The organism is Bacillus sp. FMQ74, from assembly GCF_001875785.1.
GTDB lineage: Bacteria > Bacillota > Bacilli > Bacillales > Bacillaceae > Bacillus > Bacillus stercoris.
In genome coordinates, this window is the sequence record NZ_MOEO01000012.1 from 42,357 (window position 1) to 59,444 (window position 17,088).

33 protein-coding genes and 3 pseudogenes are annotated in these 17,088 nt (G+C 35.3%); 32 read left to right on the forward strand and 4 right to left on the reverse strand.

Features of this window, described 5'->3' with window-relative positions:
- The first annotated feature begins 74 nt into the window (after nucleotides 1-74).
- From BLL41_RS18670 to BLL41_RS18730, 13 genes and pseudogenes are all read left to right on the forward strand, one after another.
- A complete protein-coding gene (locus BLL41_RS18670) occupies nucleotides 75-428 on the forward strand; it encodes a hypothetical protein (RefSeq protein ID WP_371261923.1) in 354 nt (117 codons plus the stop codon).
- Between the two features lie 14 nt (nucleotides 429-442).
- The gene (locus tag BLL41_RS18675) at nucleotides 443-787 is read left to right on the forward strand and encodes a hypothetical protein (RefSeq protein WP_071579006.1); all 345 of its coding nucleotides are present in this window, start codon (nucleotides 443-445) and stop codon (nucleotides 785-787) included.
- A 12-nt stretch (nucleotides 788-799) separates the two neighbouring features.
- Nucleotides 800-903: pseudogene (locus tag BLL41_RS18680) on the forward strand (hypothetical protein).
- 62 nt (nucleotides 904-965) lie between these two features.
- On the forward strand, nucleotides 966-1,325 hold the full coding sequence (locus BLL41_RS18685) for a hypothetical protein (RefSeq protein ID WP_071579007.1): 360 nt from the start codon (nucleotides 966-968) through the stop codon (nucleotides 1,323-1,325).
- A 34-nt stretch (nucleotides 1,326-1,359) separates the two neighbouring features.
- On the forward strand, nucleotides 1,360-1,572 hold the full coding sequence (locus tag BLL41_RS18690) for a DUF1653 domain-containing protein (RefSeq protein WP_071579008.1): 213 nt from the start codon (nucleotides 1,360-1,362) through the stop codon (nucleotides 1,570-1,572).
- 16 nt (nucleotides 1,573-1,588) lie between these two features.
- On the forward strand, nucleotides 1,589-1,855 hold the full coding sequence (locus tag BLL41_RS18695; RefSeq protein ID WP_071579009.1) for a hypothetical protein: 267 nt from the start codon (nucleotides 1,589-1,591) through the stop codon (nucleotides 1,853-1,855).
- A 24-nt stretch (nucleotides 1,856-1,879) separates the two neighbouring features.
- Nucleotides 1,880-2,014: a hypothetical protein gene (locus tag BLL41_RS18700; RefSeq protein WP_071579011.1), complete on the forward strand. Its 135-nt coding sequence runs from the start codon at nucleotides 1,880-1,882 to the stop codon at nucleotides 2,012-2,014.
- A gap of 19 nt (nucleotides 2,015-2,033) precedes the next feature.
- Nucleotides 2,034-2,228: a hypothetical protein gene (locus tag BLL41_RS18705; protein WP_004399360.1), complete on the forward strand. Its 195-nt coding sequence runs from the start codon at nucleotides 2,034-2,036 to the stop codon at nucleotides 2,226-2,228.
- Nucleotides 2,229-2,276: 48 nt separating this feature from the next.
- Nucleotides 2,277-2,477, forward strand: coding sequence for a hypothetical protein (locus tag BLL41_RS18710; protein WP_071579013.1), 201 nt, complete (start codon nucleotides 2,277-2,279; stop codon nucleotides 2,475-2,477).
- Nucleotides 2,478-2,569: 92 nt separating this feature from the next.
- On the forward strand, nucleotides 2,570-2,935 hold the full coding sequence (locus tag BLL41_RS18715; protein WP_071579015.1) for a hypothetical protein: 366 nt from the start codon (nucleotides 2,570-2,572) through the stop codon (nucleotides 2,933-2,935).
- Nucleotides 2,932-3,327, forward strand: coding sequence for a class Ib ribonucleoside-diphosphate reductase assembly flavoprotein NrdI (gene nrdI / locus BLL41_RS18720; RefSeq protein WP_071579016.1), 396 nt, complete (start codon nucleotides 2,932-2,934; stop codon nucleotides 3,325-3,327). Before BLL41_RS18715 ends, nrdI begins: the two co-directional genes overlap by 4 nt.
- Nucleotides 3,290-4,009: pseudogene (locus BLL41_RS18725) on the forward strand (ribonucleotide reductase N-terminal alpha domain-containing protein); the annotation flags it as partial. The gene nrdI and the pseudogene BLL41_RS18725, both read left to right, overlap by 38 nt.
- A gap of 252 nt (nucleotides 4,010-4,261) precedes the next feature.
- Nucleotides 4,262-6,796: pseudogene (locus BLL41_RS18730) on the forward strand (LAGLIDADG family homing endonuclease); the annotation flags it as partial.
- Between the two features lie 51 nt (nucleotides 6,797-6,847).
- Here BLL41_RS18730 and BLL41_RS18735 read toward each other — a convergent pair.
- Nucleotides 6,848-7,279 (reverse strand): hypothetical protein, encoded by a 432-nt coding sequence (locus BLL41_RS18735; RefSeq protein WP_071579018.1) that lies wholly within the window; start codon nucleotides 7,277-7,279, stop codon nucleotides 6,848-6,850.
- A gap of 116 nt (nucleotides 7,280-7,395) precedes the next feature.
- Between BLL41_RS18735 and nrdF the strand changes: the two genes are divergently transcribed.
- From nrdF to dutA, 3 genes are read left to right on the forward strand one after another with little or no spacing between them, the layout of a single operon-like run.
- Nucleotides 7,396-8,400, forward strand: coding sequence for a class 1b ribonucleoside-diphosphate reductase subunit beta (gene nrdF / locus BLL41_RS18740; protein ID WP_071579019.1), 1,005 nt, complete (start codon nucleotides 7,396-7,398; stop codon nucleotides 8,398-8,400).
- Complete coding sequence (locus tag BLL41_RS18745) at nucleotides 8,397-8,639, forward strand: thioredoxin family protein (protein ID WP_071579020.1); 243 nt, start codon at nucleotides 8,397-8,399, stop codon at nucleotides 8,637-8,639. The genes nrdF and BLL41_RS18745 overlap by 4 nt, the downstream gene beginning before the upstream one ends.
- Before the next feature lie 45 nt (nucleotides 8,640-8,684).
- Complete coding sequence (dutA, locus tag BLL41_RS18750; RefSeq protein WP_071579022.1) at nucleotides 8,685-9,113, forward strand: dUTP diphosphatase DutA; 429 nt, start codon at nucleotides 8,685-8,687, stop codon at nucleotides 9,111-9,113.
- A gap of 80 nt (nucleotides 9,114-9,193) precedes the next feature.
- Here the strand turns inward: dutA and BLL41_RS18755 are convergent, their stop codons facing one another.
- Complete coding sequence (locus tag BLL41_RS18755) at nucleotides 9,194-9,568, reverse strand: hypothetical protein (RefSeq protein WP_071579023.1); 375 nt, start codon at nucleotides 9,566-9,568, stop codon at nucleotides 9,194-9,196.
- A gap of 176 nt (nucleotides 9,569-9,744) precedes the next feature.
- On the opposite strand from BLL41_RS18755, the gene BLL41_RS18760 reads away from it, so the two are divergent.
- From BLL41_RS18760 to BLL41_RS18770, 3 genes are all read left to right on the forward strand, one after another.
- Nucleotides 9,745-9,912, forward strand: a complete 168-nt coding sequence (locus BLL41_RS18760) for a hypothetical protein (protein WP_071579025.1) — start codon at nucleotides 9,745-9,747, stop codon at nucleotides 9,910-9,912.
- Nucleotides 9,913-9,916: 4 nt separating this feature from the next.
- The gene (locus tag BLL41_RS18765; RefSeq protein ID WP_071579026.1) at nucleotides 9,917-10,210 is read left to right on the forward strand and encodes a hypothetical protein; all 294 of its coding nucleotides are present in this window, start codon (nucleotides 9,917-9,919) and stop codon (nucleotides 10,208-10,210) included.
- Nucleotides 10,211-10,352: 142 nt separating this feature from the next.
- A complete protein-coding gene (locus BLL41_RS18770; protein WP_083428073.1) occupies nucleotides 10,353-10,694 on the forward strand; it encodes a hypothetical protein in 342 nt (113 codons plus the stop codon).
- A gap of 8 nt (nucleotides 10,695-10,702) precedes the next feature.
- On the opposite strand, the gene BLL41_RS18775 is transcribed toward BLL41_RS18770, so the two are convergent.
- The gene (locus tag BLL41_RS18775) at nucleotides 10,703-11,308 is read right to left on the reverse strand and encodes a DUF1643 domain-containing protein (RefSeq protein ID WP_071579027.1); all 606 of its coding nucleotides are present in this window, start codon (nucleotides 11,306-11,308) and stop codon (nucleotides 10,703-10,705) included.
- Nucleotides 11,309-11,383: 75 nt separating this feature from the next.
- Between BLL41_RS18775 and BLL41_RS18780 the strand changes: the two genes are divergently transcribed.
- From BLL41_RS18780 to BLL41_RS18805, 6 genes are all read left to right on the forward strand, one after another.
- Entirely contained in the window at nucleotides 11,384-12,223 is an 840-nt protein-coding gene (locus tag BLL41_RS18780; RefSeq protein WP_071579029.1) for a thymidylate synthase, read from the forward strand.
- A complete protein-coding gene (locus tag BLL41_RS18785; RefSeq protein WP_071579030.1) occupies nucleotides 12,223-12,744 on the forward strand; it encodes a dihydrofolate reductase in 522 nt (173 codons plus the stop codon). The genes BLL41_RS18780 and BLL41_RS18785 overlap by 1 nt, the downstream gene beginning before the upstream one ends.
- A 123-nt stretch (nucleotides 12,745-12,867) precedes the next feature.
- A complete protein-coding gene (locus tag BLL41_RS18790; protein WP_071579031.1) occupies nucleotides 12,868-13,221 on the forward strand; it encodes a hypothetical protein in 354 nt (117 codons plus the stop codon).
- A gap of 12 nt (nucleotides 13,222-13,233) precedes the next feature.
- Complete coding sequence (locus BLL41_RS18795) at nucleotides 13,234-13,524, forward strand: hypothetical protein (RefSeq protein WP_071579032.1); 291 nt, start codon at nucleotides 13,234-13,236, stop codon at nucleotides 13,522-13,524.
- Nucleotides 13,525-13,734 (forward strand): hypothetical protein, encoded by a 210-nt coding sequence (locus BLL41_RS18800; protein WP_071579033.1) that lies wholly within the window; start codon nucleotides 13,525-13,527, stop codon nucleotides 13,732-13,734.
- Between the two features lie 48 nt (nucleotides 13,735-13,782).
- Complete coding sequence (locus BLL41_RS18805) at nucleotides 13,783-14,067, forward strand: hypothetical protein (protein WP_071579035.1); 285 nt, start codon at nucleotides 13,783-13,785, stop codon at nucleotides 14,065-14,067.
- 113 nt (nucleotides 14,068-14,180) lie between these two features.
- Here BLL41_RS18805 and sspC read toward each other — a convergent pair whose 3' ends face one another.
- Nucleotides 14,181-14,399 carry an acid-soluble spore protein SspC gene (gene sspC, locus BLL41_RS18810; protein ID WP_009967454.1) on the reverse strand — a complete coding sequence of 73 codons (219 nt, stop codon included), beginning with the start codon at nucleotides 14,397-14,399 and terminating at the stop codon, nucleotides 14,181-14,183.
- A gap of 171 nt (nucleotides 14,400-14,570) precedes the next feature.
- Here sspC and BLL41_RS18815 point away from each other — a divergent pair, with 171 nt between their 5' ends.
- The 7 genes from BLL41_RS18815 to BLL41_RS22840 all read left to right on the forward strand — a co-directional run bounded on the left by BLL41_RS18815 (nucleotide 14,571) and on the right by BLL41_RS22840 (nucleotide 17,041).
- Nucleotides 14,571-14,900, forward strand: a complete 330-nt coding sequence (locus BLL41_RS18815) for a hypothetical protein (protein WP_071579036.1) — start codon at nucleotides 14,571-14,573, stop codon at nucleotides 14,898-14,900.
- Nucleotides 14,901-14,940: 40 nt separating this feature from the next.
- Nucleotides 14,941-15,135, forward strand: a complete 195-nt coding sequence (locus BLL41_RS18820) for a hypothetical protein (RefSeq protein ID WP_071579037.1) — start codon at nucleotides 14,941-14,943, stop codon at nucleotides 15,133-15,135.
- A gap of 213 nt (nucleotides 15,136-15,348) precedes the next feature.
- The gene (locus tag BLL41_RS18825) at nucleotides 15,349-15,771 is read left to right on the forward strand and encodes a hypothetical protein (RefSeq protein WP_071579038.1); all 423 of its coding nucleotides are present in this window, start codon (nucleotides 15,349-15,351) and stop codon (nucleotides 15,769-15,771) included.
- Nucleotides 15,772-15,904: 133 nt separating this feature from the next.
- Nucleotides 15,905-16,177 (forward strand): hypothetical protein, encoded by a 273-nt coding sequence (locus BLL41_RS18830; protein WP_256252464.1) that lies wholly within the window; start codon nucleotides 15,905-15,907, stop codon nucleotides 16,175-16,177.
- Complete coding sequence (locus BLL41_RS18835; protein ID WP_071579039.1) at nucleotides 16,158-16,706, forward strand: hypothetical protein; 549 nt, start codon at nucleotides 16,158-16,160, stop codon at nucleotides 16,704-16,706. The genes BLL41_RS18830 and BLL41_RS18835 overlap by 20 nt, the downstream gene beginning before the upstream one ends.
- The gene (locus BLL41_RS18840; RefSeq protein ID WP_071579040.1) at nucleotides 16,707-16,880 is read left to right on the forward strand and encodes a hypothetical protein; all 174 of its coding nucleotides are present in this window, start codon (nucleotides 16,707-16,709) and stop codon (nucleotides 16,878-16,880) included.
- Nucleotides 16,877-17,041 (forward strand): hypothetical protein, encoded by a 165-nt coding sequence (locus BLL41_RS22840; RefSeq protein ID WP_177230642.1) that lies wholly within the window; start codon nucleotides 16,877-16,879, stop codon nucleotides 17,039-17,041. Before BLL41_RS18840 ends, BLL41_RS22840 begins: the two co-directional genes overlap by 4 nt.
- The last annotated feature ends 47 nt before the right edge of the window (nucleotides 17,042-17,088 follow it).

Sequence of the window (17,088 nt, forward strand, 5' to 3'; positions counted from 1 at the left end):
ACTTATAAGGAGGTGAATATGTGGGCAGACATCAAGCCAAATTTGAAGGCAAGATAATCAATAAATCATATGGATTGGATGTACTTGGTCGTTTTTCTGAAAACGAGAAGATAGAATTCAACTGTTTCTTCGAAGGGATTATTGATTTAGACCCAATTGAAGTTGGCGGCAAAGTATATATCCCTGGTTTTAATGAGTACGTAGTTGTTACTGACAGACAACGCAACACAAAGAATGAATGGACGTATCAGACTGATAAGATTATTAAAACAATTGAAGACAAAGAAAGCTTTGAAAAGGCGATTCAAGAGCAAGCAAAACTTGAAGAAGAATGGCAACAGCGTGTCAGACAAGAGAATCAATTTGTTAAAGAACAAAATGATAATCGCAAAACTTCCTGGTGGAAGAGACTAATCACTAAAAATTAAGGGAGAGACTTTTATTGAATAAGGATACAAAAGATATTTGGAACGGTTTCTTTATTGGATCAGGTTCGTTAATCGTAGTTGGATTACTTATTTTTGTTGAAGCGTTGACTATGTCACTAATTGTTTATTACGGATTAAATCATGTGCTAAATCCCTTACTCATCGATACATACAACATTCAAAATGTTCATGTCACATTACCTCATGCATTTGTTATTGGTGTTTTACTCAATGTATTTGTCAAAGGTGTAAGGTCAAACCAGGAAAATGAGGAGAACATCTTCAAGAAAGCCGGTAAGTCTTTACTTCATTCAGCTTTAGCATTGATTGTTCTGTATGTGAGCACTTTGTTTATCTAAGGAGGCCTCAAGATGAGTGATGATAATGCTGCAAAGATTATTTCAAAAAGAAATCAACTGGTGAAATAGTCGGCGAAATGAAAGTTACAACTTTACCTGCTGAAACCATTTTGTAAAACGACAACAAATCTAAATAAAAGTTTTATTTTAAACCAATTTTGCCAAAGGAGAGTTAGATATGATCTTAAAAGAAATTGCTGTTTATGAAGAAAAATTGAATAATTATTTACCGAAGGAAACGAGAATGGTGCTTCATTACAAGAACATTGAAGCTGTTGAGAATGAGGACTTGATTACAATAAACACTGGTAAGAATTCAACGGCGTATAAGGTGTTTGATTTAGACGAGTTGCAAAAAGACCCACTAAAAATGAAATTGACAAGCTATGAGGGAGAAACAAAAGTGGTTAGTGTGAACATTAATAAAATTCATTTCAACATAGCTGGAGACCAGGCAGTTAAATTAGAATTCAAAGTGCTCAAATCAGTAGTTACAGTTACTAGTGTCGGCGAACCAGGAATTTATTCATTACTTTAAAAGGATGATTTTAAAGAGAAAGGAAACAATTTTGATGGATACATACGAAGTAGTTGGTTGCCGGTTTAGACATTATAAAGGGGGTCTATATAAGGTTATTGGAGAGGTAATTCATACTGAGACAGAAGAGAAGCTTGTTACAAATGAAGACATGGATGGCATTCAGTGGGCAAGGCCTAAAGACATGTTCTTTGGAAAAATTGTTGTTGATGGAAAAGAGGTAAATAGGTTTACAAAAATCAATTAGGAGATGATGTAATAAGATGAAATTCTTTGAGGCGTGTGACCCATATTACGCTTTAATTAAAGCAAATACAAAGGAAAAGGCAATAAAGCTATATACAAAAGAAGTTGCAGATGATGACGGTAACTTAAGAGATGAGATCAAAGAAGTTGGTATGGTGTACGCAGCTGTTAAACATAGTCGAACAGTAACCGAGAATCAAGAGCTATCTCCAATATCAGATGTTCTCGAAGAACTCCAAAGTAATGAAGAAAGAGTTTTGATCATAGACGGAAGTTTACTATAAAGAATAAAAATAAATTAAAGGATGATGAAAATGAAATATGGACTTTATTGTATGGGATCACTTGTTAATACGTATGATGATGCAATTGAGGCTCATAATGATGCTGTTTATGCTCAAGAAGAAAGCGGAGTACCGCATGAAGTAAGAGAAATTCTCTAAATTAAGAGGAGGACATTAAATGATTCAAGGATTTTATAAAGATCAGAAACTTCACCTTTTGGAAGATCCTATGCAGCAGTACACTGTCATGAAAGTTGAAGAAAATGCAGTATGTGTTTACCGATGGATCGATGACTATAGACACAAAATTGAGAGATTTACAGATGTTGAAGAGGCTAAAAAGCTCCTTGGGGAAGGATGGCCTAAACAATAACAAAGGAAGATACAGAAATTTATTCAGAAACAATTGGAGGACGAATAGATGTCGGAAAATAACTATAGGCCGTCAGTTCCTAGATGGGTTGGCGATATACTAGAGCTAGACAAGAAAAGAAGACAAAATCAGTACAGAGGCTCACTAACGTCAGGGCAAGAGAAGAAGGACTGGGATGAGTGGAAAAGTAGGTATTCAAGGAAATTAAAGTATGCAAGATTGAACGGATGGACGATCGAAGAAGAGTAACGATTTTTTAGGGAGGACGAATAGATACAGCTCGATTTTAGATAAAATCAAAGCTTTATTCAAAATAAAAACAAAAAATAAGGAGATGTAAAATGGGGGCAGCTAGACGTATTGATCCAACTCAACCATATGTAAAAAAGAAGAACATTATTAGCTTTACAATAGCCACTGAGAACACTCATATTCATTTAGCTGATGGACAATCTTTTCCTGTATTAGAAGGAGAGATTATTGCGACTGACCAACAGGGAAATCAATTTGTTGAATTAGAAAAGAATCTAGATGATTACGTTCCTGTTGTTGAGAAAAAGAAGAGTTCCTTATATGAAAGTATGGCACAGGGCTACATGGAAATGGGCGACATTAATCGTGAAATATCTGAAGCATTCAATCTTGTTGAAAATGAAGCTGAAACAGTGACTACAGATTTAATTACAGGGGCATATAACGATAAGTGATCATTACATATGAGAGTAAAACTGGCAATGTAAGAAGGTTTGTAAAAGCGCTGCAACACAAATTAGATATTGAGACCATTGAAATAACTGATGATACGATCATCAATCAAGAGTTCATACATATTACATATACGATAGGCTTTGGGGAAGTACCTGAAAGGACTTTGAGTTTTATCAATAAGAATAAAAATAAAATAAGAGGAGTTGCTGTTAGTGGTAACAAGGTTTGGGGTGTTAACTATGGTTTAGCTGGAGACAAGCTTTCAGCTAAGTTCCACACACCATTGTTATTAAAGTTTGAACTTAGTGGAACGAGAAAAGACTTACAGAAGATCATTCAGGAGGTACAACTTATTGACAAACACAATACCAAAATGGATCAAGCTCAATAATGAGATCATGATTCATAAAGATGGGAAGTATCAATTCGAAAAGGATAAGGAGGCAGTACATAGTTACTTTGTTGATTACATAAATCAAAACACAGTCTTTTTCCATGATCTAAAAGAGAAACTTGATTATTTGATTAAAAATGATTATTACGAAGAAGAATTCTTAGGCAAATATACTTTTGAACAGATTAAATCAATTTATAAGATTGCTTACAGTTACAAATTCAGATTTCCATCTTTTATGAGTGCGTTTAAGTTCTACAATGACTACGCATTGAAGACAAATGATAAAACAAAGATCCTGGAGAGGTATGAGGATCGTGTCTCAATTGTAGCTTTGTATTGTGCTGATGGTGATTACGAGAAAGCAGTTGAGGAAGTACATACTATGATGAAACAAGAATATCAGCCGGCAACACCTACTTTCCTTAATGCTGGACGTAAGCGAAGAGGTGAAATGGTGAGCTGCTTCTTACTTGAAGTAGGCGACAGTTTGAATGATATTTCACGTGCTATTGATATCTCCATGCAGCTTTCTAAGCTAGGCGGTGGTGTAGCGCTAAATCTAAACAAATTAAGAGCTAAGGGTGAAGCGATTAAAGACGTAGAGAATGCGACCAAAGGTGTAGTAGGTGTTATGAAACTTCTAGATAATGCTTTCAGATATGCCGACCAAATGGGTTGATTTGGCCCCTTTCATCAGTAATGGTGATCGAAAACCTCTTTAATTCATGGGAACTCCTACAGGGACAATCATGAGCGAAGCAAGACTAAGTCTTGAACGTGCAACGACTAGCCGAAAGGCGTAGGCTGCAAGCTATTGGCAGTCGAAACAGGAGGCGCCCTTAGAGGGTGAAGATATAGTCTAACCTTCATGGTAACATGAAGCAGCCGTATGGCGGGGCGTGCTTAGCGAACACGTTTGAATGGTCTGCAAAGACAAGGATCAGGAGCAGTTTATCTAAGTGTATTCCATCCAGACATTACAGACTTCCTGGATACCAAAAAAATAAGTGCTGATGAAGATGTTCGAGTTAAAACACTGTCTATTGGTGTAGTTGTTCCTGATAAATTTATTGAACTTGCAAGGGAAGACAAGGATTATTACATGTTCTATCCGCATTCAGTATACAAGGAATATGGACAGTATCTTGATGAGATGAGCATCAATGAAATGTATGATGAGCTTGTCGAAAACCCTAGGGTTAGAAAAGCTAAAGGGAATACACGGAAGCTGTTAGAGCAATTGGCCATTCTAAGAAGCGAATCTGGTTATCCGTATATTATGTTCGCTGACAATGTAAATAAAGTGCATCCAAATGAACATATTTCAAAAGTGAAGTTTTCAAATTTGTGCGTTACTGGAGAAACACTTCTTTTAACTGAGAATGGATATGAAAAAGCAGCCGATCTTTACAAAAAGCAGAATGATCTTAAAGTGGTCATTGATAACAGAACAAAAGATTTTGCAGTCGGTAGCAAAGGTACTTCAATTGTAGATGCAATTCCGATGCAACTGACCAAAAAAGATGCGGAAATATTTAAAGTCAAAACGAAGCAAGGATATGAAATTAGGGCAACTGAGTGGCACAAATTCTATGTGAAAAGAGATGGTGCAATTCAAAAGCTCCAATTGAATCAACTGAAAACGGGCGATAAATTATTAGTCCAATCAGGTGAAGGGGCATACGGTGACATTCATGAGCCTGATCTTGCTTATATCATGGGTATTATTGCTGGTGATGGAACTATTACCGATAAAACCGCCAAGATTTATTTATATGACAATAAAAAAGTCCTTGAGCAGAAAGTTACTCATGCTGTACACCGGGTTATTCAAAAGCACAAACTTGATCGTGTATATAAACACAATACATCACTGGCTCCAACATTTAATATGTCCAATCCAGAAAAACAAGATTTGCTCTACATGAATAGTACTGTCTTATTTGACATCTTGAAGAAGTTCGGTATGAACAAAGAAACAAAAACAAGAGTCCCAGAATTCATTTTTCAAGCTAATAAGGAAACGCAAGCAGCTTATTTATCGGGTCTATTCCAGACTGATGGTTGCGTAAATGCAAATCATAAAGCCAAAGCATTAACTATTGAGTTAACATCCATCAACTATGAGAGCCTTCAGGACGTTCAGAAGCTATTACTGAACATGGGTGTCTATACAACGATTTATTCTAACAACAAGCGCTCACAAGAACTCCTTCCTGATGGAAAAGGTGGTTCCAAGCTTTACAATGTAAAACCAATACACAAAATCAGTATTCAAGATAGGAACTCGAGAGAATTATTTATGGGTATTGTTGAAATGAAAGAATACGATATTTATAAATTCAATTTGCTAACTGAGACACTACGACATAAATCAAGAAAGCCAAAGCATGATTTTACAGCTGAAATTGTTAGCATTGAAGAAGACGGGATCGAGGATGTTTATGATACAACACAAGAAGACTACCACTCTTTAATCTTCAATGGGATTGTTACAGGCAACTGTTCTGAAGTCCTTCAAGCATCACAAGTGTCAGTTTATACGGATTACGATAAAGAGGATGAAATTGGCTTAGATATCTCCTGCAATCTTGGCTCAATGAACATTGTAAATGTAATGAGTAATCAATCAATTGCTTCAACAGTCAGAATAGCAATTGACTCACTGACAACTATCACAAGGAAAACAAACATTGTAAATGCTCCAGCAGTTGCGAGAGCAAATACACTAATGAGATCAATTGGTCTAGGGCAGATGAACCTCCATGGATTTCTAGCTCAAAATAATATTGCTTATGAAAGTGAAGAAGCTAAGGATTTTGTTAATACATACTTTATGATGGTTAACTTCTACTCTCTGCAGCGTTCAATGGAAATTGCACGAGAAACAGGGGAGACATACTACAAGTTTGATGGTTCGACTTATAAATCAGGTGAGTATTTCGAAAAGTATGTAACAAATGATTATAGCCCTCAGTATGAAAAGGTTAAAAAGCTATTTGGAGATCAACATATTCCTAATATTGAAGATTGGATGAAGCTTAAAGAAGATGTGATGAAATATGGTCTGTATCATTCGTATAGACTTGCTATTGCACCTACTGGAAGCATCTCATATGTTCAATCATCTACAGCAGGTGTAATGCCAATTATGGAGAGAATTGAGGAACGTACATACGGAAACAGTAAGACATATTATCCAATGCCAGGTTTATCGGCTCAGAATTGGTTCTTCTATAAGGAAGCATACGACATGGATATGTTTAAGGTAGTTGATCTTATTGCAACAATTCAGCAGCACGTTGACCAAGGAATTTCATTTACGTTGTTCCTGAAAGATACGATGACAACGAGAGACCTGAATAGAATAGATCTCTACGCTCATCATAAGGGAATTAAGACTTTGTACTATGCGAGAACAAAAGATACAGGGCAGGAAGGGTGTCTGTCTTGTGTAGTTTAAATAGTAGAGGAGTCGGCACTCTGTAATGCTGCCTGACTCCTGGGTTCTAAATTAAAGTCCTCTTGCTTTAACAAATGCTTGGATATCTTCACCATCTTTATTTGTTACACGGACTTTATAAGTACCTTCTATATCTTTTACGTAAAAGGTTGTTTCTTTGAACTTTCCTGGTTTCACTGTAATACCGTCTGCTATTCTCTTGCCGTCAGGGTTCGTAATTTTGTACTCAAAAGGGTAGTCTCCATCATTTGCAATGTAAACTCTGATTTTGTCTTCTTCACTACCAAAATAATCGAAATATAAGTTTCCTGCAGCTGTAAAATAACCAGTTTCACAAATTAAAGTACCACGGTCACATCTAGGATCTTCTAAAGGATTTATGACTTTCACAGGATTTTGAATCGACTTCGCTGAAACAGCAGTACTACCAATAGTAGGTATTAGACCTAAAGCTAAAGCACCAGCAATAAATTTCTTTTTCATTTTTTATTCCTCCCTTAATAGTGAATATGTTGCATTATAAAATTTACAACATTTATAAAATATTCCCTTCTTTTTACAAGTATTGAGGGAGGAAAAATATTTAGGAGGTCACATTTTTGTCACAACTAAACAATAACAAGCAGTATACAGCAGCAAACTGGTCAAAGCATGAAGACGATTTTACCCAAATGTTCTATAACCAAAACGTGAAACAGTTCTGGCTTCCAGAAGAGATTGCTTTAAACGGCGATCTCCTCACATGGAAGTACCTCGGAAAAAATGAGCAGGACACTTATATGAAGGTACTTGCCGGACTTACGCTTCTTGATACAGAGCAGGGGAATACGGGGATGCCGATCGTGGCTGAACACGTAGACGGCCACCAGCGGAAAGCGGTGCTGAACTTTATGGCAATGATGGAGAACGCTGTCCATGCGAAGTCGTACTCTAATATCTTTCTTACATTAGCCCCAACCGAGCAGATCAACGAAGTGTTTGAATGGGTTAAAAACAATAAATTTCTTCAAAAGAAAGCAAGAACAATTGTTTCAATTTATAAAGCAGTTGAGAAAAACGATGAAATTTCTTTATTCAAAGCAATGGTTGCATCTGTGTTTCTGGAGAGCTTTCTTTTCTACTCAGGGTTTTATTATCCACTTTACTTTTACGGGCAAGGGAAGCTTATGCAAAGTGGAGAAATAGTCAACCTTATTATCCGTGACGAGGCGATACACGGAACATATGTTGGTTTGTTGGCTCAGGAAATTTATAAGAAGCAAACACCAGAGAAGCAAAAGGAATTGTACGAATGGGCTCTAAGCTTACTGCAGGAGCTTTATGAAAATGAATTAGAGTATACAGAAGATGTCTATGATCAAGTTGGCTTAGCTCCGGATGTGAAAAAATTCATCAGATACAACGCAAATAAAGCTTTAAACAATCTGGGCTTTGATCATTGGTTTGAAGAAGAGGATGTTAATCCAATCGTTATTAATGGATTGAGTACTAAAACTAAGTCGCATGACTTCTTCAGCCAAAAAGGGAATGGGTACAAAAAAGCAACGGTGGAGCCATTAAAGGATTCAGATTTCATTTTTACTGAGAAAGGGTGTATTCAATGAGATTGATTAAATTAGAGCAGTCTAATTGCAATCCATGTAAAATGGTGTCCAATTACTTAGAGCAAGCAAATATTCAATTTGAAACAGTTGACGTTACACAGGAACCAGAAGTGGCAGCTAGATTTGGTGTTATGGGAGTACCGGTAACCGTTTTGCTGAGTGATCAAGGAGAGGAAGTAAACCGAAGTATTGGTTTTAAGCCTGATGAACTTGATGAGTTTTTAAAGGAATTACGATAAAAGGGTAATTTTAAACAAACTTAAATTAAAAGGAGCTAATACATAATGCAAATTAAAATCAAATATCTAGATGAATCACAAACAAGAATCAGCAAAATCGAACAGGGAGATTGGATTGATCTTCGAGCAGCTGAGGATGTAACGATCAAGAAAGATGAATCTAAACTTGTCCCATTAGGTGTTGCAATGGAGCTGCCTGAAGGTTACGAAGCACATGTCGTCCCTCGTTCAAGTACATATAAGAACTTTGGCGTTATTCAAACAAATTCAATGGGTGTTATCGATGAGTCATATAAGGGAGACAACGATTTCTGGTTCTTTCCTGCTTATGCCTTGCGTGATACTGAAATTAAGAAGGGTGATCGTATCTGTCAGTTTAGAATCATGAAGAAAATGCCGGCGGTTGAATTGGTTGAAGTTGAGCGTTTGGAGAATGAAGACCGTGGTGGGATTGGATCAACCGGTACGAAGTGAACAAAATAAAACCTTGGCTGTCTTCATGTTGGAATTGTCCAATGTGGCTACAGCCAAGGTAATACACTCCTTAACAGGTTTTAAAAAACACCTATTTTTTTATTAGATATATAGAGAGAGTACAACTCGTCGTCTATAAAACCTGTGTATTCCTCAAGATTGACATCATAAGCCTGTATATCGAGAATATTCACATCTTCATTTGTTGATTCTGTGTAACAAATGATTTTATTTATTTTGATATTGTTTGAGGATTTAAAGTGACTAACCAAACCATATGATGCACTGCTAACAAGCGATTTAAACGATGTTCCAGGTTCTTTGTTGGAATCATAAACATGAAGAATGTTTTTATCAATTTCTAAAGTGTATGTAAAAGTCCTACTATGTTCAGAAGAATTGTAAGAAAGGTCGGTAATTGTTCCTTGAACGACGGGTTTTTGGGTAATATTCATTCAACATCATCTCCATCTATAATAATTTGTACATAAAAAATTATACCAAATCATTGGAAAAATAGATAATAATTACTCTTGATATTTAAATAAAAGAATACTTTTATCTAAAATCAATAAGGAGGAAAGAGATCATTAACAACAAAGAAAGAGCTTTACAAGCAAAATATGATGACATGCTGTATAGGAACGGTCTTTGTTTTGGATTTCTTCAGTTACAAGGACTTGAAGATGAATTTATTGAGCATATGAGACAAGTTGCTGAGTATGAAAAAGATCTTAGATACAAAAGTGCAGCAACTAATTTTCTGAAGATGATTGACCAAAATAAAATAGGCGGGTGATTAATTGTTAAAGGATAAAAATAAAATAATAAAGAGTATTGAAAAGATCAATAAACTTGAAGAGGGATTGGCACTATTTGAAGAAGGCGACGAAGAATATTTAAGTGTATTAGTGAAAATTCAGGGGCTATATGATGAAATCTCAGATACTGCTTTAGAGTGTTTTAAAGATATGACTACAAAAATCAGGAAAACTGGTCAGAAACGAATTGAAAAGGGGATAGATCAGTTGCCACATGCAATTAAAGAAAGTATTGCTGGTCAAGTGAATGGTTTTAAAGGGGAGCTATTCGAATAAAAGCAAGTATTAATGGTGTTGAATTTGAGGGTGAGTAATAGCTAATCAAACACAAATATAAAATTAGGAGATGTTTATTATAACATATGTAACTTTATTTCTAGCAGTTTATCTATTTGTATTAAACCTTAATGAGGTCAGGTTGATTATTCGAGGGGAAAGCAATACTTATATAAAAGTAAATAGTGTACTCGATAATTCAACTTCAGAAGATGCAAAACGAAATAAGAATTTAATTTACCTGTTTACTTTGCTTAAGGGGATTTCTTTAATCATCCCCTCGGCATATAACGGTTTAATTATGCATGAAAATATCCTTATACTCTGTTGGACAGCATTTTCAGTTATATACACAGTCCTAAGCATGTTTAAGGTTTTAGACGTGTTGGAGGGCGAAGCAGTAAGCCGAAGTAAATATATTTATCTGTTCTACGTCTTCGGAAACATTATCTTTGCTTTGTGTATTATTTATCATATAATGTGAAATTGTGTTTAGCTGCACTCATTATACGGCTCAAGTCCTTTTAGCATAGGTCTTGAAGGATGTCTTGGAGAGTTTTTCACAGTTAAAAGCTTGTCAAAATGAGTTTTTATTACATAAACCTGATTCTGATTCGCTTCTTTAAGCAACAACATAAAGTCATTGCATTGTTTAATATGGAATTGCTTATCAAATAAATCAGGGCAATCTCCCCAAGCCAAGACGACTTTTTTTGAATCTTTTACAAGGGAGCTCAATACCTGCCGATTAGTTGCCATTACTGTATCAAATAAATTTTTGTTTTCGTTTTGTAAGTTTTTAATTAGAGAAGATAACAACATAGAATTAGTTTCATAAAAAGGATAAAGATTGGCAATATGAATTGTGCCTACTTCGTTTAGGGAGTGGCTGAATTTACAAAGCTTGTTTATGGTTAGGTCAGAAACATCCCTACCTGCCATACTTGGATTTAGCATTATATAAACAAAAGAGGAGTCTAAAGAGTTGTTTAACTTTATCGATAAACAGTACCTAGCTTCAATGGAATCTGTTAATCTTTCAGTTTTACACTCAATAACTTTGCTAACAAACTCCGGCTTATACTTATAAACAGGCATAACTGACCATCCCTTTCCAATTTATAACTAAGAATATCTTACCAAAGTGTGTAAATGAAAGGAAGTTAATTTTAAATGACTCAATTCGATAAACAATACAACTCAATCATAAATGACATTATAAATAATGGAATCTCAGACGAAGAATTTCAAGTAAGAACAAAGTGGGATTCTGATGGAACACCGGCTCATACACTAAGCGTGATCAGTAAACAAATGAGATTCGACAACTCAGAAGTTCCTATTTTAACGACAAAAAAGGTTGCCTGGAAAACAGCCATTAAAGAGTTACTCTGGATTTGGCAGCTAAAATCTAACGATGTTAATGATTTAAACAAGATGGGTGTACATATCTGGGATCAATGGAAACAAGAAGATGGCACCATTGGACATGCATATGGATTCCAGCTGGCCAAGAAAAACAGAAATCTAAATGGAGAAAAGGTTGATCAGGTTGATTATCTTCTGCATCAATTGAAGAACAACCCATCTTCACGGAGACACATTACAATGCTTTGGAATCCTGATGAATTAGACTCAATGGCCTTAACACCATGTGTATACGAGACGCAATGGTACGTTAAACAAGGAAAACTCCATCTGGAGGTAAGAGCACGGAGCAATGATATGGCGTTGGGAAATCCATTCAATGTATTTCAGTATAATGTGTTGCAGCGCATGATTGCTCAAGTCACAGGTTATGAGCTTGGTGAATATATCTTTAACATTGGTGATTGCCATGTGTACACACGTCATATAGACAATTTGAAAATCCAAATGGGAAGAGAACAATTTGAAGCGCCTGAATTATGGATCAATCCCGAAGTCAAAGATTTTTATGATTTTACAATTGATGATTTCAAGTTAATCAACTATAAACATGGGGACAAGCTTTTATTTGAGGTAGCGGTTTAATGCTATCTCTTATTGCTTGCTGTGATAAAACTCTAGCCATTGGATATCAAAACAAATTACTGTATCATTTGCCTGCTGACATGAAACACTTCAAAGAAAAAACTGAGGGGAAAATATGTATTCAAGGAAGATCAACATACGAATCAATTATCAGCATGACAGGTAAGCCTCTACAGAATAGAAGGAATATTATACTTACTAGGGATCAGAACTTTAAGCCAGATTATTCGTCCTTTGTTTATCATTCAATTGAGGAGGTCTTAAAGCTCATTCAAGGGCAAGTTAACACTGATGAGGAAGTGATGGTGATAGGGGGAAGTATGATTTACAAAGCATTCTTGCCCTACGCTGATAAAGTGTATTTGACAATTGTTGACTCAGCGTCAATAGAAGCAGATTCATATTTTCCTATGTTAGATGATCGTTGGAAATTGACTAATAAATTGCATAATAAAACCGATGAAAAGAACAAATACAATTATTCCTTTCTAACTTTTGAAAATAATTATAGACAAAGATAAAAAATATGTATAATATGATTATGGGAGGGTGATGAGACAACAGTTTTTTATTTAAATCATAAAAACAAAAAATATGTATTTTGATAAAAATATATTTTATTCAAACTTTAAGGAGGTGATTCATTGGAGGTAGGAGACAAAATACATAGCACAAACGAACAGATAAGAGCCTTGGAGGAAAAGAAATATCAAATTGAAACAACTTTACTTGAAAAACAGAGGGATCTTTTAAGGCTTGAAACACAGCAAAACAAAGAGAAGCTTGAATTGTTATTCGAGCTAAGCGAAGTCTTAACCCAATTGGAAGATGAAGAATGGGTAAGCTGCACAATTGCTTTACGTATTATTAGAAGAAATAAAAGAAAGTACTTGGAGCTTTTTGAACTGGTTAACGAAATAGCATACATAAATAGGGATAAATTTAAAGTTCTTCATGATGAATTCTTTGATCTGAAACAACAATTAAATGATATCTGAGGAGTTGACGGAATGGAAAATAAATTGCTGATCAATAATGCAAATACGGTATTCGAAAAGAAGGGCGATAAATATTTCGGTTATAAATCCCGTTTTGGAGATATCGTTATTGGCGGAGCATATTCTTATAGATTTGTAGTTCACTACGCAAAAACGAATCAAGACGTTGTTATTATACCTGGCGATGTGAATACGGTAACGACTCCGGTCTGTACGACGCTAGAGCAACGTTTATGGCAGCCAGAGAAAAGCACACAAATATGCCGCGATGAGATCGTTGAGCAGGCAAAGGAGGACGAATAAATGAAACCAGAAAATTTACGGATTATTAAGGGGCATGGATGGTATAAAAATTTTGTAGGCCATGTTTATGAAATAGTAGAAGAGGACTTTATACAAGAAGCATATTTGGTTAAAACTTGCTACACAACTGAAGACGACATAAGAATGAAATTGTGCATAGTTTTTAAGGAAGACTGTGAAATTGAAATAAGTGAAAAAGTTGTTCAGTAAAGTGATTATTAAATAAAATCTGTATTTTATGGAAAGGAGTAGCGAGCTATGGAGAAAATCAATGACAGGTATAGGATTAAAATACCTTGTCCAAAGGGAATTTCAGGGTGTGCGGTTTGTCATTATGTGTGGATAGACGAAGAAATATATGACCAGATTCACGATTGTTATTATGATTACTATGGCAAAAAGCCAGACCCAACATCTGTGGTTCAATTACATAAACAACTGCCGAGAGATATTCATTTGTTAGCTAAAGAATGGGGATGGAATGACACAGAGGTCGGAGAAAAAATTTATAAATGGCTGAGAGAAGAATGTTGTAGGCTTTAGATTGATGATCGAGGTAATTTTATGAGAGTTTCTGAGGTGAATACAATGCCATTAGTTCTGTACGGGTTTGGAAGAGAAGTATAAAAAGGGAGGGGATTAACCCCTCATAAAAATTAATGGAATTGCCCGCCCATATTTTGTTGCGCTAAGCGAACTAAGCGTTTAGTGATTTCTCCACCAACTGAACCGTTTGCACGAGATGTAGTCTCAGCACCTAATTGAACACCAAACTCAGAAGCTATCTCAAGTTTCATTTGTTCAATAGCTGAAGCTGCTTGAGGAATTAGTAAATCATTATTGTTGTTTGATCTTGATCTGCTTTGTTGAGCCATCTTATTCATCTCCTAAAGTGTAATGAAAACAAGCTTGTTTGAATCATATTATGGAGACTTTTTCAGGGATTATACACGTTTTTACAAAGAGAGGGTGATTTTAATGTCTATTGGCCATGGAGCATAAATGAGCACGTACTTTATCATAGGTTTAGATAGGGGGGATACATATTGTCACATTCATTTTCGTTAGTTCTTAGCAACAAACTTCCCTTAAGAATGTTAATTAAACGTTGTGAAATTGACTTCAAAATGCAATTAGGTAAACCAGTATTGGGATTCTCCTCTGGGGTACAGGAAGACATCGGTTTATTTCTAACTGTAAGCTCAAGACAAATCGAATTTCGCTTTTTGCGTAAAGGAAATTTTAGAGCGGCACTCAAGAAGGTTGAAGATTTCATTGGTAAGCAATTTCAAGGTGAAACTGTTGGAGTTGTTTACCATGATAGCTTATCAAGGTTAAGAGACATACCAAAAGTTGATGTTATTAATCTGAGGTAAGAGGAATTAAAATTCTAATTTTATTCAGGGAGGGCTATGAATGATAAAGTTTAGTGGTAAATCAGTGCGGTTTGGTAGTGAAGATGATCTTGAAATTACGGGTGACTGTAAGAAAGATTGCATTTCTATTAGTCACGAAACGGATGGAGTAGGTGGATTAACAACGATATACGTAAATGGTAACTATATCTGCGTAGATACAAACACTTTAAAATGTGAAGTAGTTTCTGAATAAAATGTTGATTTTATTTAGAAAAAGGAGCTGTATTACATCAATTTGGAATGGAATTATCGTCTTTTCATAAACGATGTTTTCTGGAAGGGATATGGAGGATATCCGACAGTGCAACAAATCGAGACGGAAAGAAGATCATATAAAAATTCAGGGTTTTATAAGAGTGAAGAAATTAAGATTGAGATTGTCTGACTTTATAAAGGGGATACATATATGGAAAACACAGTTGAGCGGTTTGATTGGTGGGGAGTGACTTTAACCGGTAAGTATAAAGCAGTTAAGACTTTATACCAATTGATGGACATCAACAAAACATTGTTCGAGAATCTCTACAAAGTGCAAGCAAACACAATTGAAGAGCTTGTAAACAAATTATATGAACGTGTTCCTGAGTATGAGAAGAAGTTTTTGGAGTTTATCAATTCGCAGCTACCTAATCTGAGGGAATGCTTACAGTTCGAGCTGCCTTATAATCCTCAACTAATATCCAGCATTGAATACGAAATCTACATATCTAGTGCTGAAATTGATTGCGAATACCCCTTTGATGCTAGAGATTGCATAATTACTTTCTTTCAACGTGTACCAGAAATAATCGATTTGCACAAGGAGGGGTTTAAGTGCAGAAGAAATTAACCTGGTTTGATTTAAATTATAGAACTGATTCAGAGTCTAGAATTAGCTGTTGTTTACTGCGACTGTTTGACCTTATAAAAGAGAGCTTGCACATATACTTCAATATAAAGAATTCTAAAGATATTATGATTTTTTGTCCCAGGCTAAAAGACAAAGCAAGGATAACCTTTTTGTTGAATGGTTTATAAATAAAGGAATTCCTAAATTAAAGAGTATTAACTTTAACAACTTGCCAAAAGATGACCGTTTTCTTGCAATGTTGGAACTTGATGAGTATATCTTAAAAAGCGAAATGGACTTTGCAGATCTAGAAGAAATAAGAAGCTGCATAATTTCATTTGTGAGCAGTCTTCAACAATACATTGACCTATGTAAGGAGGAGTTAAATGAAGAATACAGAGTTTAAGATAACAAGTTTCTTAGATGAATATAAACGAAGAGACGAGATGCGAAGAGATTTTATTATTCATGAAGGCTACACTGCTATCAAAGAGATCATTAAAGAAGTTAATAAAAGGGGATCGCTAAATGAGGCCGATATTTATTATGGAACACCTAAACCACAGCTAAGTTTCTCGGATGTTGAATTAGGTTACATGCTTACTTCAATGATGGAATATGCAACAAATCATGTAGGAAATCCAGTTGATGAGGAATGTGAATTTGAAAATAAACTGGCTTACTTTGAGTATAAGGACGAGATAATTCAGATTTTTGAAGTGTATGGGCAAGGTACTGACAGCTGGTTTTCGAAACCAAGTGACGGTACCATTGATAAACTGAATAACACAGCTTACGGAGTGTATTTGATTCAGTTCGATGATTTCATTAATTACATTAAAAATAAAGCTAGTGAGAGCAACAAACTTTCTTCAAGTAGCACAATCTTAAATGACATTACTGACAGATATGCAGTCGAAAGAGGTTCAAAGTAGATGATTGTTACAGCATGGGTTTTGTTGATTATGTTTGGTCTATTCGCTTTATCAGATTTGAACTTAAATGAAGATGAAACAAAGCATATCAAATTCTTCATTATAATGAAATTTGTTTCTGTCTTTATAGCTGCGATCGCTGCAGGGGTAATTTGGGGAGGGTTGTTTCAATGAATAAGCCAGTACTGACGTTAACCTATGGTCTTGGTATTGTAGAAGCGTTTATTATGGGTTTTACCATCGCTCAGAAGTATTTTGTTCCGGCCATCATAAGTGGGGTTTTGACTTTTATCATCGGTTATTTCCATGTATGTAAAGGCTCAAAAACTGAATAAAACCGGTCTTTTATTTAGAGTAAAAATAAAATTAGTGGAGGTGGAGA

Coding starts and splice junctions, on each gene's coding strand:
- BLL41_RS18780 (WP_071579029.1), top strand. CDS start 11,384: ATGACTCAATTCGATAAACAATACAACTCAATCATAAATGACATTATA.
- BLL41_RS18785 (WP_071579030.1), top strand. CDS start 12,223: ATGCTATCTCTTATTGCTTGCTGTGATAAAACTCTAGCCATTGGATAT.
- BLL41_RS18710 (WP_071579013.1), top strand. CDS start 2,277: ATGTCGGAAAATAACTATAGGCCGTCAGTTCCTAGATGGGTTGGCGAT.
- BLL41_RS22840 (WP_177230642.1), top strand. CDS start 16,877: ATGAATAAGCCAGTACTGACGTTAACCTATGGTCTTGGTATTGTAGAA.
- BLL41_RS18695 (WP_071579009.1), top strand. CDS start 1,589: ATGAAATTCTTTGAGGCGTGTGACCCATATTACGCTTTAATTAAAGCA.
- BLL41_RS18690 (WP_071579008.1), top strand. CDS start 1,360: ATGGATACATACGAAGTAGTTGGTTGCCGGTTTAGACATTATAAAGGG.
- BLL41_RS18715 (WP_071579015.1), top strand. CDS start 2,570: ATGGGGGCAGCTAGACGTATTGATCCAACTCAACCATATGTAAAAAAG.
- BLL41_RS18840 (WP_071579040.1), top strand. CDS start 16,707: ATGATTGTTACAGCATGGGTTTTGTTGATTATGTTTGGTCTATTCGCT.
- BLL41_RS18735 (WP_071579018.1), bottom strand. CDS start 7,279: ATGAAAAAGAAATTTATTGCTGGTGCTTTAGCTTTAGGTCTAATACCT.
- BLL41_RS18805 (WP_071579035.1), top strand. CDS start 13,783: ATGGAGAAAATCAATGACAGGTATAGGATTAAAATACCTTGTCCAAAG.
- BLL41_RS18745 (WP_071579020.1), top strand. CDS start 8,397: ATGAGATTGATTAAATTAGAGCAGTCTAATTGCAATCCATGTAAAATG.
- BLL41_RS18760 (WP_071579025.1), top strand. CDS start 9,745: ATGCTGTATAGGAACGGTCTTTGTTTTGGATTTCTTCAGTTACAAGGA.
- BLL41_RS18825 (WP_071579038.1), top strand. CDS start 15,349: ATGGAAAACACAGTTGAGCGGTTTGATTGGTGGGGAGTGACTTTAACC.
- BLL41_RS18685 (WP_071579007.1), top strand. CDS start 966: ATGATCTTAAAAGAAATTGCTGTTTATGAAGAAAAATTGAATAATTAT.
- dutA (WP_071579022.1), top strand. CDS start 8,685: ATGCAAATTAAAATCAAATATCTAGATGAATCACAAACAAGAATCAGC.
- BLL41_RS18705 (WP_004399360.1), top strand. CDS start 2,034: ATGATTCAAGGATTTTATAAAGATCAGAAACTTCACCTTTTGGAAGAT.
- BLL41_RS18700 (WP_071579011.1), top strand. CDS start 1,880: ATGAAAATGAAATATGGACTTTATTGTATGGGATCACTTGTTAATACG.
- sspC (WP_009967454.1), bottom strand. CDS start 14,399: ATGGCTCAACAAAGCAGATCAAGATCAAACAACAATAATGATTTACTA.
- BLL41_RS18835 (WP_071579039.1), top strand. CDS start 16,158: ATGAAGAATACAGAGTTTAAGATAACAAGTTTCTTAGATGAATATAAA.
- BLL41_RS18755 (WP_071579023.1), bottom strand. CDS start 9,568: ATGAATATTACCCAAAAACCCGTCGTTCAAGGAACAATTACCGACCTT.
- BLL41_RS18775 (WP_071579027.1), bottom strand. CDS start 11,308: ATGCCTGTTTATAAGTATAAGCCGGAGTTTGTTAGCAAAGTTATTGAG.
- BLL41_RS18820 (WP_071579037.1), top strand. CDS start 14,941: ATGATAAAGTTTAGTGGTAAATCAGTGCGGTTTGGTAGTGAAGATGAT.
- BLL41_RS18795 (WP_071579032.1), top strand. CDS start 13,234: ATGGAAAATAAATTGCTGATCAATAATGCAAATACGGTATTCGAAAAG.
- BLL41_RS18800 (WP_071579033.1), top strand. CDS start 13,525: ATGAAACCAGAAAATTTACGGATTATTAAGGGGCATGGATGGTATAAA.